The following is a 15,081-nucleotide window of genomic DNA, read 5'->3' on the forward strand; positions in this document are numbered from 1 at the left end:
GTGGGCATGGCAAGTGCTCAGAAGTAGCTGGAGATCTGGAACCAGGCGCGGCTGCGCGCCGAGCTGCCGTCGGCGTCGTTGCCCTTGGCGCTGCGGGCCGGGTTGCTGCCGAGCTTGCGCGCCAGCTGCACTTGCAGCGAGGTGCGCGGCAGCGGCCGCCAGGTCCAGCCCAGGCCGACGCCCTTCAGGCTGTAGCTGTTGCCGGGGCCGCCGACGGCCAGCGCGCCGGGGTACACCGTGTGGTTCAGCGTGACGTGGCCGTAGTCGAAGAAGGCGGCCAGCTCCGACTTCAGCGCCGCCAGCTCGTAGCGTCCCTCCAGCGTGGCGACGTAGCCGGCGTCGCCGCTGGCCTCGCCGGCCGGGTAGGCGCGCACGCGGCCCGGGCCGCCGAGCGACATCTTCTCGCCCGACTCCAGGTTGCGCGTGGCCAGCTGGCCGTTCAGGCTGGCGATGGCGGTGAGGCCGGCGCCGACCCGCTGGTAGCGGCCGAGCTGGTAGTTGCTGTGGGTGAAACGGCCGTGGGTGGCGGCGCTGGCCGCGTCGGCCGCCAGCGCGGCGGCGTTGCCCGACAGGTCGACCCGGCCGACGGTGACGTCGAGCGCGGCGATGCTGTAGCCGCCGCCGAGCAGCCCGTCCTGGCGGGTGTAGCTGAGGCCGAGCGGCAGCGCCCGCACCCGCTTGTCGCTGGTGCGGGCGCCGTTGGCGTCGTTGGTGTAGCGCTTGTCGTCGTAGCCGGCGCGCAGCTGCACGTTGGTGTCGCCCGAGCGCAGCAAGGGATGGGTCAGCAGCAGCTGGGCCACGCCGGCGCCGCCGAAGCCGTTCAGCGCGGCGAACTCCGCGCCCAGCCGGTAGCGCAGGTGCGAGTAGGCGGCGCCGACGCGGGTGCCGTGGTCGCCCAGCGGCATCACGTAGCCGACGCGGCCGTAGTTGAAGTCCTTGCCGGTGGTCGAGGCCAGCAGCGAGGCCTGGCCGCCCGTGCCGCCGATGTCGTTGAGGTTCAGGCCGCCCTGCAGGCGCACGCGGCCGGTGTAGCGGTTGGAGGAGTTGTCCAGGCCGACGTTGCCGTTGAGCAGAGGCCTTCCTTCAACGCCACGTCCAGCGTAGTCTCGCCACGCTGCGCGCCGGGGCTCAGCTCGGTGCGCGCGCTGATGCCGGGGAAGTCGTCGGTGAGCAGCAGGGCGCGTTCCAGCGGCGCGTCGCGCAGCGCCTGGCCGAGCGGCACCAGGGCGTCGAGGTAGCGGCGCGCCTGCGCCGGGTTCAGCCGCACGGTGGCGTCGGGCACCAGGCGGATTTCGCTGACGCGCCCCTCCAGCACCAGGATGCGCACTTCGCCGTCGCCCAGCTCCTGCGCCGGCAGCACCGCCGTGGCGAGGAAATAGCCCTGCTGGCGGTAGTAGGTGCTGACGGCGTTGGCGGCCTGGTTCAATTCGTCGAAGCTCAGCTCGCGGCCGGTGTAGGGTTGCAGCAACTGCTGCAGGGCCGCTTCCGGCAGCGCGCCGACGCCTTGCAGCGTGAAGCGGCGCACCATCACGCGCTGGGCGCCGGCCAGCTGCACGCCGTTGTTCGGCTTGCTGTCGGGGAGCACCGGGCCGCCCGCCTTGGGCGGCACGATCAGCGCCGGCGCGCGGTAGGTTTCCAGCAGGCGGCCGGCGTCCGGCACTTGCGCCGGCGGCGGATTCTGCGCTTGGGCGTAGACCAGCGCGGGACTGCACAGGATGGCCAGGGCCAGGGTGGCGCGCAGGGCGCCGGCGCGGTGGCCGGGAAGGCCCGGATGGGCGGTCGTGTTGTATCGTTGGTGCACTGGTTTACCTTGCTGGCGCAAATGAAATGGAGTCGGCTGCATTATTCTTCCGTGCGGATGCCGCCGTTGATTGCCAGCACCTGGGTTCCGCCCGGCAAAATGCTGGTGGTGACGGACGGCAACACCAAATTCGGCAGGTTGCCGCCGGCGCCGGCGCTGGCGATGCCGACGCCGATTCTGCCGCCGCCGTTGGCGTTGGCGTTGGCGTTGGCGTTGGCGTTGGCGTTGGCGTTGGCGCGGCCCGTGCCGTCCGGCGCGACGATGGCGGTCAGGCTGGCCGGCGTGGCGGCTGGCTCGCTAGCCGCGCCGATGGCGCTGGCGCCGCCAGCAACCGCGGTCGGCGTCGACATCGGCAAAGGACGGACGATGCTGGTGACGTTGCCGGCCAGCTGCTGCTCTGCCGGCGTCGGGCCGGGCGCGACGGCGACGGTCAGCACGCCGTCCACCCAGCTGGTCTTGTAGTTGGCCAGTTCCGCCCCGGCCACCTTGATGCCGTAGACGCCGGCCGCCGACTGCGCCGTGGCGGCGGTGCTGACGGTGGCGCTGACCAGGCGGTCGTCGTCGCCGCCCACCAGGCCGCTGACGCTGTAGCCCAGCGGCGGATTGGCGGCGCCGGCGACGCGGGCGGCGTCGTTGGCGCGCACGGTCAGCGCGGCCTGGTTGACGACGCCGGTGGTGGTGGCGGCGCCGGCCGCCAGCCGGTAGTTCGAGGCGTTGCCGTTGGCGCCGTCGGCCAGCGTGTAGCCGTTGACGGTGACCAGCTTGCCGCTGCCGGCGTTGCGGTTGTCGAAGCTGGCGCTGAGCGTGCCGCCCAGGGTCAGCGACTCGCCGGCCACCAGGCCGCTCAGGCTGCCGTTGTTGCTCAGCGTGGCGGCGACGCCGCCGTCGTAGGTCTTGGCGGCGGCGACGACGCCGCCCACGCCCAGCGCCCGCGGCACGATGGCGCCGGCGCCGCTGGCGCCGCTCGGCAGCAGGTAGTTCGACAGCTGCGTGCCGGCGGCCGCCGCCACGTCGCCCGCCGCCAGCGTGGCGCTGACGCTGCTGGCGCCGAGCACGTTGGCATTGTTGTAGACGCCGTTGGCGCGGACCACGCTGGCGCCCTCGCCGGCAACGAAGCCGGACAGGGTCAGCTGGCCGGAGGCCAGCGCCGCCGCCGTGCTGCCGTCGTAGTTTTTGACGACCACGCCGTTGATGGCGGCGCTCAGCGCCTTCGGCGTGATGCTGGCGGTGGCGCTGGCGCTGGTGGAGCTCAGCGTGTAGTTGTTGGCGTCGGCGCCGGCCAGCACCAGGCCGTCGACGCTGACCACCTTGCCGCTGCCGACGTTCTGGTCGGCGAAGCGGGCGGCGGCGCTGCCGACGCTCAGGCTGTCGCCGGACAGGCGGTCGTCGCTCAGCGCGGCGGTGGCGGCGGTGTTGCCGTCGTAGACCTTGTCGGCGGCGCTGGCGCTGACGTTCAAGGCGCGCGCGGTGATGTTTCCTGAGCCGCCGGCGCTGCTGCTCGCCAGCCTGTAGTTGGCGGCGTCGGCGCCAGCGAGCGTCACGCCCTGCACCGTCAGCGCCTTGCCGTTGCCGACGTTCTTGTCGGCGAACGAGGCGGCGCCGCCGGCCACGCTGACGCGGTCGCCGGCGAGGTGGTTGTCGCTCAGCGAGGCGGACGCGCCGGTGCCGCCGTCGTACACCTTGCTGGCGCCGGAGGCGACCACCTGCAGGGTGCGCGGCGTGATGTTGGCGCTGAGCGGGCCGCCGGCCAAGGCCAGCGTGTAGTTGCCGGCGTCGGCGCCGGCCAATGTCACGCCGCCCACGGTGATGCTCTTGGCGCTGCCGACGTTCTTGTCGGCGAAGACGGCGCTGGCGGTGTAGCTCAGCGCGTCGCCGGCGATATGGTCGTCGGCGTAGGCCAGGACGGCGGTGGTCTGGCCGTCGTAGACCTTGTCGACGCCGCTGGCCGTGGCGTGCAGCGCGCGCGCCGTGATGGCGCCCCGGCCGGCGGCGCTGGTCGAGGCCAGCACGTAGTTGCCGGCGTCGGCGCCCGACAGCGCCAGGCCGCCGACGCTGAGCGCCTTGGCGGCGCCGACGTTCTTGTCGGCGTAGCGCGCGCTGCCGGCGCTGACGCTCAGCGCGTCGCCGTTGACGCGGTCGTCGCTCAGCGTGGCGCTGGCGTCGGCCAGGCCGTCGTAGACCTTGCTGGCGCCGAGCGCCGTCACCGTCAAGGTTCTCGCCGCGATGCTGGCACGCGCCGTGGCGCTGGTCGAGGCCAGCGTGTAGTTGCCGGCGTCGGCGCCGGACAGCGTGATGCCGCCGACGCCGATGGCCTTGTTGGCGCCGGCGTTCTTGTCGGCGTAGTCGGCGCTGGCGCTGGCCAGCGCCAGCACGTCGTTGCCGACGCGGTCGTCGGCCAGCGTCACCACGGCGCCGGTCAGGCCGTCGTAGACCTTGCCGGCGCTGCTGGCGGCCACCGTCAGCGCGCGCGGCGTGATCGAGGCGGTGGTGGTGGCCGGGGCGGCCGCCAGCACGTAGTTGCCGGCGTCGGCGCCGCGCAGCGTCACGCCGCCCAGGGTGACGGTCTTGCCGTTGCCGACGTTCTTGTCGGCGAAGCTGGCGCTGCCGGCCAGGGTCAGCGCGTCGCCGGCCAGATGGTCGTCGCCGAGGTGGACCACGGCCGTGGCCAGGCCGTCGTAGACCTTGTTGTCGGCGCTGATGGTGGCCGTCAGCGTGCGCGGCGTGATGCTGCCGCTGCCGTGGGCGGTGGTCGAGGCCAGCACGTAGTTGCCGGCGTCGGCGCCGGACAGCGTCACGCCGGTCAGCGTCAGCGCCTTGCCGTTGCCGACGTTCTTGTCGGCGAAGCTGGTGGCGCCGTTGGCCACGCCCAGCACCAGGTCGTCGCCGCCGACGCGGTCGTCGGCGAGGCTGGCGTTGACCGTCGCCAGGCCGTCGTAGACCTTGCTCGCGGTGGCGCTGGCGGTCAGGGTGCGCGCGGTGACGTTGGCGCTGACCGCGCCGGGCGCGACGGCCAGCGTGTAGTTGCCGGCGTCGGCGCCGCTCAGCGCCACGGCGCCGAGGTTGATGGCCTTGCCGCTGCCGACGTTCTTGTCGGCGAAGACGGCGGCGTCGCTGTAGCCCAGCACGTCGCCGGCGAGGCGGTTGTCGCTGAAGCTGACCACGGCGCCGCTGCGGCCGTCGTAGACCTTGTCGACGCCGCTGGCGCTGGCGCTCAGCGCGCGCGGCGTGATGGCGGCGTGCGCCGTCGCGCCGGTCGAGGCCAGCGTGTAGTTGCCGGCGTCGGCGCCGGACAGGGTGATGCCGCCGACCGTGATGGCCTTGTTGGCGCCGGCGTTCTTGTCGGCGTAGGCGGCGCTGGCGCTGGCCAGCGCCAGCAGGTCGCCGCCGACACGGTCGTCGCCCAGCGCCACCACGGCGCCGGTCAGGCCGTCGTAGACCTTGCCGGCGCTGCTGGCGCTGACCGTCAGCGTGCGCGGCGTGATGGCGGCGCTGGTGCTGGCGCTGCTGGTGTTCAGCGTGTAGTTGCCGGCGTCGGTGCCGCCCAAAGCGATGCCGCTGACGCCGACCGCCTTGCCGGCGCCGACGTTCTTGTCGGTGAAACTGGCGGTGCCGCTAAAGCTCAGGCTGTCGCCGCCGACGCGGTCGTCGCCATAGGTCACGCTGGCGGAGGTGCCGCCGTCATAAACCTTGTCGATGCCGCTCACGCCGACCGTCAGCGCGCGCGGCGTGATGCTGGCCTGGCCGCTGGCGCTGGTCGAGGCCAAGGTGTAGTTGCCGGCGTCGGCGCCGCTCAGCGCCAGCGCGCCGACGGTGACGGTCTTGCCGTTGCCGACGTTCTTGTCGTTGAAGACGGCGGCGCCGCCGCTCAGCGCCAGCGTGTCGCCGGCCAGGCGGTTGTCGCCCAGCGTGGCGCTGGCGTCGGCCAGGCCGTTGTAGACCTTGTCGCTGGCCGCCAGGGTGGCCGTCAGCGTGCGTTGCGCGATGCTGGCCTGGGTGCTCGCCGTGGTCGCGCTCAGCGTGTAGTTGCCGGCGTCGGCGCCGCCCAGCGCGATGGCGCCGACGCTGATGGTCTTGTTGGCGCCGGCGTTCTTGTCGGCGTAGCTGGCCGCGCCGCTGCTCAGCGTCAGGCTGTCGTTGGCGACGCGGTCGTCGCTCAGCGTGACGACGGCGTCGCTCAGGCCGTCGTAGACCTTGCCGGCGCTGGCGGCGGCCACCGTCAGCGCGCGCGGGGTGATGTCGGCGCTGGTGCTGGCGCCGCTGCTGCCCAGCGTGTAGTTGCCGGCGTCGGCGCCGCTGGCGGCGATGCCGTTGACGCTGACCGCCTTGCCGCTGCCGACGTTCTTGTCGGCGAAGCTGGCGTTGCCGGCCAGGGTCAGCACGTCGCCGGCCAGGCGGTCGTCGGCGAAGCTGACGCTGGCGCCGGTCTGGCCGTCGTAGACCTTGGCCACGCCGCTGACGCTGACCGTCAGCGCGCGCGGCGCCACCACCAGGTTGTTGCCGACGTAGTTGACGGCGTAGCCCAGCGAGTTGGCCAAGGTGCCGAGTTGGATGGCGTAGCTGCCGGCGTTCTTCGACAGGTTGCCGACCGCCAGCGCGCCACCGAGGATGGCCGCCGTGTCGCCGTCGATCAGGCCGCCGACGCCGTAGCCCAGCACCGGCGCCGTGGCCAGGCCGTCGTAGGTCTTGCCGGCGGCGTTGGCGCTGATGGTCAGCGTCGGCGTGGCCGAGTAGAGGAACCAGCTGCCGCTGGCGGCGTAGGCCGGCGCGGCGCCGCTGTAGGCGACACCGTAGTGCTTGTTGTAGCCGCCGACGCCCTCGGTGGTCAGGCTGGGGCTGGCGCTGTAGACCAGGTAGCGTCCGCTACCGGCGTCCAGGCCGTGCTTGACGTTGTCCGTGTTGTTGCCGTTGTTGAAATTGCCGTTGGCGACCACTTCGATCGTCGTGCCGGCGCCGCCGCCGCGCAGCGCGCCGGCGCTGCCCAGCAGCACATTGGCGCCGCCGCTGGCGCCCAGGTTCTTGACCGAGACGGTGCCGGCGCTGACGCTGCTGTTGATGGTGATGGCGCCGGTGGCGCTGTTGGTCTTGCCGGTATCGCCGCCGAGCGTGATGACGACGCTGTTGGCCGTCACGTCGGCGCCCTGCGCCAGCGTGATGGTGGCGGCGCCGGCGTCGCGTTGGCTGTCGACGACGCCGTGGGCGAGGCTGTCGTTGGCGGTCAGGGTCAGCGTGCCGCCGGCGGCCAGCTTGACGGCCGAGTTGAGCGCGATGCTGCGGCCGGCCGACAGGGTCAGCGAGCCGTTGCCGCCGCCGGCGCTGGCGTCGACCGGGTTGGCGGCCAGCAGCGTGATGTCGTTGCTGGCCTCCAGCGTGATCGAGGTGCCGGCCCGCAGCGCCGCCGCCAGCGCGGCGGCGTCGAGCAGCGAGCTGGCGCCGGCGCCGCTGGCGTAGCCGACGTTGGCGGCGGCCGGCGCCCCCATGCTGAAGATGCGCACGTTGCCGCTGCCGGCGACGCTGCCGTTGGCGCCGTTGCTGTAGGGCGCGCCGACGGCCAGCTTGTCGCCGGCCGCGTTGAACGCCAGCGCAAAACCGAAATTGTCCCACGGGTTGAGCGCGACGTCGACGTCGTTGCTGCCGGTGTAGCCGGCGCCCAGCGTGGCGCCCAGCGTCGGCGTGCCGAAGCTGGCGTTGGCGAAGTTGAAGATGCGTACGCTGCCGCCGCCCAGCGTGTTGCTGCCGTAGGCGCCGTCGGATGCGGCGCCGACCGCCAGCATGGTGCCGGCGCCGTTCAGCGCCACCGAGGAGCCGAACATGGCGCCGGCCTGTAGCGCGATGTTCATATTGCTGCCGCCGGTGTAGCCGGCGCCCAGGGTCGCCGCCTTGGCGATGGCGCCGAAGGGATTGCTGTACAGGTAGACGGCGCCCTTGGAATTGTCGGCGCCGACGGCGCCGACGGCCAGCTTGTCGCCGGCCGCGTTGAGCGCCACCGCGTTGCCGAACTGGGCGTCGGCGGCCATGCCCGTGTCGAACGCGCCGCCGCCGGCGCCGCTGCTGAGCACCTTGTTGAACACCGGGCCGGCGCCGTTCGCGCCGCTGTACAGGTACACCGCGCCGCTGTTGGCGAGGTAGTTGCCGCCCTGGTCGGCCAGCGCGCCGACCGCCAGCAGGTCGCCGGCGCCGTTGAACGCCACCGCCGAGCCGAAGGCGCCGCTGCCCGCCTGGCTGCCGCTGCCGCCGTTGATGACGGCGTAGCCGGCCGGCGTGGCGCCCAGCGTGTACAGCTTGACCTGGCCGGCGCCGCCGTTGGCGCCGAGCGCGCCGACGGCCAGCCGGCTGGCGTCGGCGTTCAAGGCCACGCTGGCGCCGAACTGCGCGCCCGGATCGAGGGCGACGTTGAGGTTGCCGGTGCCGCTGTAGCCCAGGCCCAGCGTCGAGCGCAGCACGGCGTTGGCGTAGTTGCCGCCGCTGAAAGCGTAGATGCGCACCGCGCCGGTCGCGTCGGCGCTGTAGGGCGCGCCGACGGCCAGCACGTCGCCGGCGCCGTTGAGGGCGACGGCGCTGCCGTAGCCTTCGCCGGAGAGCGGATCGGCGAGCGGCGCGTTGCCGCCGACGTTGCCGTAGCCGTTGCCGAGGATGGCCTGGTAGGTCCAGCTGGTGGCGTTGCTGCCGATGGTGATGTTCTTCGGGTCCAGCAGCAGACGGCCGCCGCGACCGGCGACGATCTTGTCCAGGCCGACGTGGCGCAGGTCGTTCTTCGACGAGATCTCCACGGTGCCGCCGGCGCCGTCGCCGCCGGCCTTGACGGCGCCCAGCATGGTGGTCTGCTGCTGCGACCAGACCACCGCCGTGCCGCCCTGCCCGCCGGCGCCGCGCGCCGAGACGTCGATCACGCTGCCGTCGTTGACGAAGCTGGCTTGGGCGTTGCCGATGGCGGCGGTGTCGCCCCAGCGCGCGACGAAGCGCGCCGCGTCGGGCGCGTCGGCGCGCGCGGCGCCGCCCTGGAAGGCGCCGCCGACGCGCACCAGGCCGCCCTGGCCCTGGCCCGAGGCGTCCAGTTGCGCGCCGAGCAGGCGCACGTCGGCGCCGGAGACGTCGATGCGACCGCCCGTGCCGGCCGCGCCGCGCGCCGTGTGGCGGCCCGAGGACAGCACGCCGGCGCCGGCCGCCAGCGCGGTGCTGCCGCCGTTGGCGCTGCCGTCGACGCTGCTGCTGGCGTTGACGTTCTCCAGCAGGGTGGCGCCGGCCCGGTAGGCGATGGCGCCGCCGTCGCCGGCCAGGCCGGCCGCGCTGGCGGCGGCCGCCACCGACAGGTTGCCGCCGGCGGCGACGTCGATGGCGCCGCCGCGCGCGCCGTCGGCGTTGAGGCGGCCGTCGAGCGAGACGAAGGCGCCGGCGACGGCGATGCGGCCGCCGGCGCCGTGGGCGCTGGAGACGTCGAGCGCGCCGGCGTACACCTCGCCGTCGCCGACCAGGCGGATGCTGCCGCCGTCGGCCAACAGGCCGCGCGCCTGCACCACGCCGCTGTTGTTGACGCTGGAACGGGTCAGGGCGTCGGCGGCGGCCGCCGTCAGCACCACGCGGCCGCCGTCGGCGGCGATCAGGCCGGCGTTGTCGGCCAGCGCCTTGAGCGCGCCGCGCGTGACGCGCACGCCGACCAGGCCGTCGCCGCGCAGGTCGACCGCGACCTGCTCGCCGGCAGCCAGCGCCACGCCGCCCCGCGGCGCGTGGATGCTGCCGCTGTTGGCCACCGAGGGGCCGATCAGCGCGACATAGCCGCCGGTGGCGGCGGCGATGCTGCCGGCGTTGCGCACGGCGCCGGCCGCGCCGGCGCCGCTGAACTCGTATTTGCCGTCGAGGAAGGCGCGGTCGGACAGGCCCAGCGAGGAGGCCGCCAGCGCGCCGACGTTGACCTGGGCGCCGGCGCCGAACAACACGCCCTGCGGATTGATCAGGAACACGCTGCCGTTCGACGACAGCTTGCCGTAGATTTGCGAGGGGTCGCTGCCGACCACCCGGTTCAGCGCCACGGCGGCGGCCGAGGGCTGGTCGAAGCGCACGGCGGCGTTGGCGCCGATGTCGAAGCGCTGCCAGTTGAGGATCGCCTGCTGCGAACCCTGCGTGACCGTCATCTGCGCGCCGTTGCTGGCGACGCCGGCCTGGCCGGCCACCAGCTGGGCGCCGCTGGGCAGCGCGTTGGGCGGCGGCGCCGCCGCGGCGGCGCCGGCCAGGCCGCCGGCCAAGGTCGCCAGGGCCAGGCGGCGCGCGGCGCGCGCGCTGGAGCCGCCCTTGCCGCGGCCACGCGCGCCCTCCGCCACGGCGACCCAACAAGCGTGCACATGGCTCCAGACGAGGCGGTAGAAACGGTTGGCTGAGGCGTGTTTGTGCATGGTTGGTCCGTACAGGGTTGAGGTACAGGGTTGAGCGGTTCAAGGCCGACGCGGCGCGGCGGACCCGACGGGGCTAAAGGGGTGTTACGCCAGCAGGTTGAAATCGGAACGGTAGACGCTGGCGCCGGGACGCGGCGCGGCCGGCACCAGCAGCAGCGTGAAGCGGCCGATCCGCTCGTGGTCCAGCTCGTAGCTGCCCTGCCCCGCCTGCTGGCCGCGCGGGCCGACGAACAACAGCGAGAACTGCTCGCTGCGCGTCGCGCCGGCGGCGGCCGGCGCGGTGGCGGCCGGCGTGCCGCTCACCGCCTCCAAGGTCAGGCCGACGGCGCCCAATTCCGGGTGGTTGAGCCAGAACGGCTGGCCCACCAGGGCGTCCGCCGCCGCCCGGCTCCAGACGAAGTCGGCGGCGGAGGCGGAGGAGGCGGAGGAGGCGGCGGCGGGGCGGGACGCGGCCAGCCCCAGTCCGGCCAAGGCCAGCGAGCCGCCGCCCAGTTTCAAAAGATTGCGCCGTTTCATCATGTTGCTTCTCCGTGCTAGGTTAGGGTTGCGTCGCCGACGCGGCGGGTGTTTCCGGCGGGGTGGCGCCGACGGGGCACCACTGCATCAGCCGGTGCAGTCCGGCGCTGCAGACCTCCTCGAAACCCAGCCGCGCGTACAGCCGCTGGGCCCGGTTGTGGATCTCGACATAGATGCTGACCGGCAAAGCCAGCCGCTCGCCCTCGGCCAGCAGTTGCCGCAGCAGCGCCGTGGCGTGGCCATGGCCGCGCCAGGCCGGCAGGATGGCGATGTCGATCACGTGGATGCGCTCGGGCCGGCGCGCCACGTACAGCCGCCCCACCGGCTCGCCGTCGAGCTCGACGATGGCGAAGTCGGCGTCCTCGTCGTGGGTGCGGTAGTGGTGCTGCTGGGCCACGAACTGCATGCGCACGAAGGCGGCCGCCTGCGCCTCGTCCCAGCCGGCCAGGGCGATCTCGTCGGCGCGCGTGCTGGCGTAGACGCGCAGCAGGAAATCCTGGTCCTCGGCGCCGGCCGGACGTAGCTCGAGCACGTTCACCACCGCGACGGAAAGACGCCCTGCAGGCTGATGCAGAAGTTCAAGGCCATAAAGGGTTGCATATTGTTGTGCGGCAAACCGCTGCCGACCGGTGCCAACGCGGCCGCCGGCGCAGTGGTGTCGGCGCCGGTGGCGCTGGTGTAGACCTGGGCCGGGCCGGCGTTGGCCAGCAGCACGGACTGGCCCGGCGCCGCGAAGGCGGCGCCGACGCCGGCGCCGGCATGCTGCAGCTGGTGTTTGTGCGCGGGCAGCTGGCTGGCGTCCAGCGTGACCGTCGCGCTGCCGCCCGCTTCGCCGGGCTGGTGGTTGGACAGACCCGGCCCCTGGTCCCAGAACATCGGCGCCCGCCCGACCAGGTTGGGCAGGGCGTAGGTGCTGCTGCCGTTGCCGCCGTAGGTCGTGCCCAGCAGCGCGAACAGCGCCGTGTTCTGCTGGATGGCCAGGATCGAGCCGTCGCAAAAGGCCCAGCCACGAGGGGCGAACTGAAACGTGAAGATGCGGATTTCCGCGACAAATGGGTCGGCCATGGCTGTTGTTTCCGTTCGATGGGGTTAGGCCTGCTGTGGATACATGCCGGACACGGCGATGATGAAGCTGACGCACAGATAGGGCGCCATATTGCTGTGCGGCATGCTGCCGCCGGCCGACGAGATCGCGTTGTCGCGCATCGGCGCCGGGCTGGCCGGATGGGCGTAGAGCAGGCTGCCGCCGGTGTTGGCCAGCAAGCCCGTGGTGGCGCCGGCGGCCGGCGTGGCGCGGTCGCTCGAGGCGGCCAGCGCGTGCGTATGGGCGGGCATCTGCCCGGTGCTCAGGGTAACATCCTCGACGCCGCCGGCCTGGCCCAGGTTGTACGTCCGGCCGCTCCGATCCGTGCCGCTCGCCACCGGCAGCCTGCCGCGCAAATCGGGCAGGGCGAAGGTCGTCTGGCCGTCGCCGCCGTAGGTGGTGGTGATCAGGCTGAACAACATGTCGTTCTCGGCGATCGACAGGACCGCACCGTTGCAAAACATCCAACCGTTCGGTGCGAAATTTCCCGCGAACATGCGAATCTCACCAATGTATGGATCTGCCATCGTTCACTCCTTCTAGTTGCGCGACGGGAACACACCCTGCAGCGCGATGATGAAATTCAGCACAAGGAAAGGCTGCATGTTGGTGTGCGCCTGCCCGCTACCGGCTTGGCTGAGCGCCTGCTGGTTCAGCCCGACCAGATTGGCCGGGGCGGCAAACAGGTCGCGTCCAAGCCGGCCCTTCTTGCCGGGCAAGGCGCCGGCCGGCGCGCCGCTGGTGGCCAGCGCCGAACTGGCGGCCAGGCTGTGGTTGTGGCTCGGCAGCTCGGCGGTGGACAAACTGTGCTCGAACTCGCCGCCGACTTGTCCCAGAGAATAGTATTCGCCTGCGCCTGCGCCGTAACTGATGGGGCAGCGGCCGCGCAGATCCGGCAGCGCGAAGGTTCTAACACCGTCGCCGCCATAGGTGGTCCCCATCAGCGAAAACAATGCCGTGTTTTGGCTGATCGCCAATATTTGCCCGTGGCAGAACGCCCATCCGCGCGGTGCGTAGGGAATCGGGCTGAGACGGATCTCGCCTATGAACGGGTCCATGCTGGCCTCCTTGAAATCGACGGACGGGTGCGGCGGCTCAACTGAACACCGCTTCGTAATGGATGGCGGCGCCGACGCCGGCCACCGGCACCAGGAATATCTCCAGTGTGCCGGCGGCCTCGGAGCGCAGCGTGTGGATCTGCTGCGGCAACGCCGGCTGCGGACCGCTGAACAGCAGGGAGAACGCCTCGCGGCCCGGCAGGGTGGCGCCGCGCGGCTCGGCCGCGATCAGCTGCAGCACCACGCCGTCGTCGCCCGGCAGCTGGAAATGCTGGTTCAGCAGCGCGGTAAAGTAGGCGCAGGTATGGGCTTGAGCTTGGGGCAACATATCTTATCCAGCAATAATATCGGGGAGTGTAACCCGCTTTCAATTGCATTGGAACAATCCAAATGGACTGGTCACAAGTTCTGGGGACAAACGAGAGGTGCCGGCAAGGGACGCGGCGCCGCGCCGCTGGAACGGCGGCGCAGATAGGCGGGACGGGTGGAAGGGAACGGGACGCTCCCCCTGCGGCGGTGGCGGGGGAGCGGACGGCGGCGCGGCCTACATCGCCAGCGCCTTTTCCACCGCGCCAAGCAGTTGCGGATCGGTCGGCGCGACCTTGCTCGGGAAGCTTTCAAGCACCTTGCCGTTGCGGTCGATCAGGTATTTGTGGAAGTTCCAGGCCGGCGTCTTGCCGGTGCTCTTGATCAGGCTGACGTACAGCGGGTTCGGGTTCGACCCCGACACCACCGACTTGGCGAACATCGGGAATTTGACGCCGTAGGTGTTGTAGCAGAAGTCGGCGATCTCCTTGCCGTTGCCCGGTTCCTGCTTGCCGAAGTCGTTCGAGGGGAAGCCCAGCACCACCAGGCCCTTGCTGGCGTACTTGGCGTACATCGCCTCCAGGCCCTCGTACTGGTTGGTGAAGCCGCAATAGCTGGCCGTGTTGACCACCAGCACGACCTTGCCGGCGTACTGGCACAGGTCCTGCGGCGCCTCGTCCTGCAGACGCTTGAAGCTGTGCTTGAGGATGGCCGGGCAGCTGCCGGCCGGGGCCGCCGCCGGGGCGGCGGGCGCGGCGGGAGTCTGCGCCAGCGCGGGCGCGGCGCCCAGCATGGTCAGCGCGGAAACAAGGCTCAGCTTGGCGAAATGGTTGGTCATGGTGGCGGCCGGAAAATGGATAGAAAATCCATTCTAAGCCAAAGCCGGCGCGCGCGTGCCGGCGCTGTCCCGCTATCCGCGCGGCGGGGCATGGCGCGGGACGGCGAACCCCGGTCCGATTGAGCCAGATTAAGCCTCTGTCGCTGAGTTACCGCAAAATGGCAGCTCGAATATCACCGACGGGAGCCTGCCATGTCATTGCATTGTCGAATTCTCCTGGCGCGCGCGCTCGGCATGCTCGCGGTGTTCGCCGCGCTGGCCGCCGGCCCCGCCGCGCCGGCCATGGCGCAGCAGGTGGTCGCCCTGCCCGCCATGAAGGCCGGCCAGGTGTCGGTCTCCGGCCTGTCCTCGGGCGGCTACATGGCGGTGCAGTACGGCGTGGCCTTCTCGGCCAGCGTCGACGGCGTCGGCGTCGTCGCCGGCGGCCCATACTACTGCGCGCGCGGCAACGTCAACACCGCCACCAACGTGTGCAGCTGCACCGGCAGCCCCTTCCTGTGCCAGGTCAAGGCGGGCGGCACCAAGGTGAGCGAACTGATCGCCATCACCGACCAGAACGCCGGCAACGGCACGGTCGACCCCGTCGCCGGGCTGGCCCGCCAGCGCATCTGGATGCTGTCCGGCAGCGCCGACACCCTGGTGCCCCAGGCCGTGATGACCGATCTGGAAAGCTATTACCTCCACTACATCAATAGCGCGAACATCTCATACAAGAAGAACCTGGCGGCCCAGCATTCGATGCCCACCGACGACTTCGGCAACGCCTGCGACAAGCTCGGTTCGCCCTACATCAACAACTGCGCCTTCGACGCCGCCGGCGCCCTGCTGCAATGGATCTACGGCAAGCCGACGCCGCTCAATCCGCGCGGCGGCGCCACGCCGGCCGGCAAGTTCATCGAGTTCGACCAGACCGCCTTCCTGGCCGACCCGACCAGCCACGGCATGGCCGCCAGCGGCTTCCTCTACGTGCCGCCCGGCTGCGACGGCAACGCCGGCCAGGGTTGCCGGCTGCACGTGGTGCTGCACGGCTGCCTGCAACCCGACCAACATCGGCGACAAGTACGTCAAGAACACCGGCTACAACCGCTGGGCCG

Annotated in this window: 12 protein-coding genes; all 12 read right to left on the reverse strand. The window is 71.9% G+C overall.

Annotated elements, in window-relative coordinates; genetic code table 11:
• Window positions 1–17: 17 nt before the first annotated feature.
• Window positions 18–1,019: a ShlB/FhaC/HecB family hemolysin secretion/activation protein gene (locus tag QC826_RS29030; RefSeq protein WP_279763508.1), complete on the reverse strand. Its 1,002-nt coding sequence runs from the start codon at window positions 1,017–1,019 to the stop codon at window positions 18–20.
• On the reverse strand, window positions 998–1,801 hold the full coding sequence (locus QC826_RS29035) for a POTRA domain-containing protein (RefSeq protein ID WP_279763509.1): 804 nt from the start codon (window positions 1,799–1,801) through the stop codon (window positions 998–1,000). Before QC826_RS29035 ends, QC826_RS29030 begins: the two co-directional genes overlap by 22 nt.
• A 41-nt stretch (window positions 1,802–1,842) precedes the next feature.
• Window positions 1,843–10,185: a YDG domain-containing protein gene (locus QC826_RS29040; RefSeq protein ID WP_279763510.1), complete on the reverse strand. Its 8,343-nt coding sequence runs from the start codon at window positions 10,183–10,185 to the stop codon at window positions 1,843–1,845.
• A gap of 84 nt (window positions 10,186–10,269) precedes the next feature.
• Entirely contained in the window at window positions 10,270–10,704 is a 435-nt protein-coding gene (locus tag QC826_RS29045) for a DUF6916 family protein (RefSeq protein WP_279763511.1), read from the reverse strand.
• Window positions 10,705–10,723: 19 nt separating this feature from the next.
• A complete protein-coding gene (locus tag QC826_RS29050) occupies window positions 10,724–11,233 on the reverse strand; it encodes a GNAT family N-acetyltransferase (RefSeq protein ID WP_279763512.1) in 510 nt (169 codons plus the stop codon).
• A gap of 2 nt (window positions 11,234–11,235) precedes the next feature.
• Window positions 11,236–11,766, reverse strand: a complete 531-nt coding sequence (locus QC826_RS29055) for a phage tail protein (protein ID WP_279763513.1) — start codon at window positions 11,764–11,766, stop codon at window positions 11,236–11,238.
• A gap of 24 nt (window positions 11,767–11,790) precedes the next feature.
• Complete coding sequence (locus QC826_RS29060) at window positions 11,791–12,312, reverse strand: phage tail protein (RefSeq protein WP_279763514.1); 522 nt, start codon at window positions 12,310–12,312, stop codon at window positions 11,791–11,793.
• A 12-nt stretch (window positions 12,313–12,324) separates the two neighbouring features.
• The gene (locus QC826_RS29065; protein WP_279763515.1) at window positions 12,325–12,843 is read right to left on the reverse strand and encodes a phage tail protein; all 519 of its coding nucleotides are present in this window, start codon (window positions 12,841–12,843) and stop codon (window positions 12,325–12,327) included.
• Between the two features lie 37 nt (window positions 12,844–12,880).
• The gene (locus tag QC826_RS29070; protein ID WP_279763516.1) at window positions 12,881–13,171 is read right to left on the reverse strand and encodes a DUF6916 family protein; all 291 of its coding nucleotides are present in this window, start codon (window positions 13,169–13,171) and stop codon (window positions 12,881–12,883) included.
• Between the two features lie 216 nt (window positions 13,172–13,387).
• Entirely contained in the window at window positions 13,388–13,987 is a 600-nt protein-coding gene (locus tag QC826_RS29075; protein ID WP_279763518.1) for a glutathione peroxidase, read from the reverse strand.
• Between the two features lie 431 nt (window positions 13,988–14,418).
• A complete protein-coding gene (locus QC826_RS29080) occupies window positions 14,419–14,622 on the reverse strand; it encodes a hypothetical protein (protein WP_279763519.1) in 204 nt (67 codons plus the stop codon).
• Window positions 14,623–14,692: 70 nt separating this feature from the next.
• The gene (locus QC826_RS29085; protein ID WP_279763520.1) at window positions 14,693–15,055 is read right to left on the reverse strand and encodes a hypothetical protein; all 363 of its coding nucleotides are present in this window, start codon (window positions 15,053–15,055) and stop codon (window positions 14,693–14,695) included.
• Window positions 15,056–15,081: the final 26 nt, after the last annotated feature.

This window comes from Rugamonas sp. DEMB1 (assembly GCF_029834475.1).
Taxonomy (GTDB): Bacteria; Pseudomonadota; Gammaproteobacteria; order Burkholderiales; family Burkholderiaceae_D; genus Rugamonas; species Rugamonas rubra.

Excerpts from the sequence above, each read along its gene's own strand:
- QC826_RS29040 (WP_279763510.1), bottom strand. The coding sequence starts at position 10,185 with ATGCACAAACACGCCTCAGCCAACCGTTTCTACCGCCTCGTCTGGAGC.
- QC826_RS29045 (WP_279763511.1), bottom strand. The coding sequence starts at position 10,704 with ATGATGAAACGGCGCAATCTTTTGAAACTGGGCGGCGGCTCGCTGGCC.
- QC826_RS29055 (WP_279763513.1), bottom strand. The coding sequence starts at position 11,766 with ATGGCCGACCCATTTGTCGCGGAAATCCGCATCTTCACGTTTCAGTTC.
- QC826_RS29060 (WP_279763514.1), bottom strand. The coding sequence starts at position 12,312 with ATGGCAGATCCATACATTGGTGAGATTCGCATGTTCGCGGGAAATTTC.
- QC826_RS29065 (WP_279763515.1), bottom strand. The coding sequence starts at position 12,843 with ATGGACCCGTTCATAGGCGAGATCCGTCTCAGCCCGATTCCCTACGCA.
- QC826_RS29070 (WP_279763516.1), bottom strand. The coding sequence starts at position 13,171 with ATGTTGCCCCAAGCTCAAGCCCATACCTGCGCCTACTTTACCGCGCTG.
- QC826_RS29075 (WP_279763518.1), bottom strand. The coding sequence starts at position 13,987 with ATGACCAACCATTTCGCCAAGCTGAGCCTTGTTTCCGCGCTGACCATG.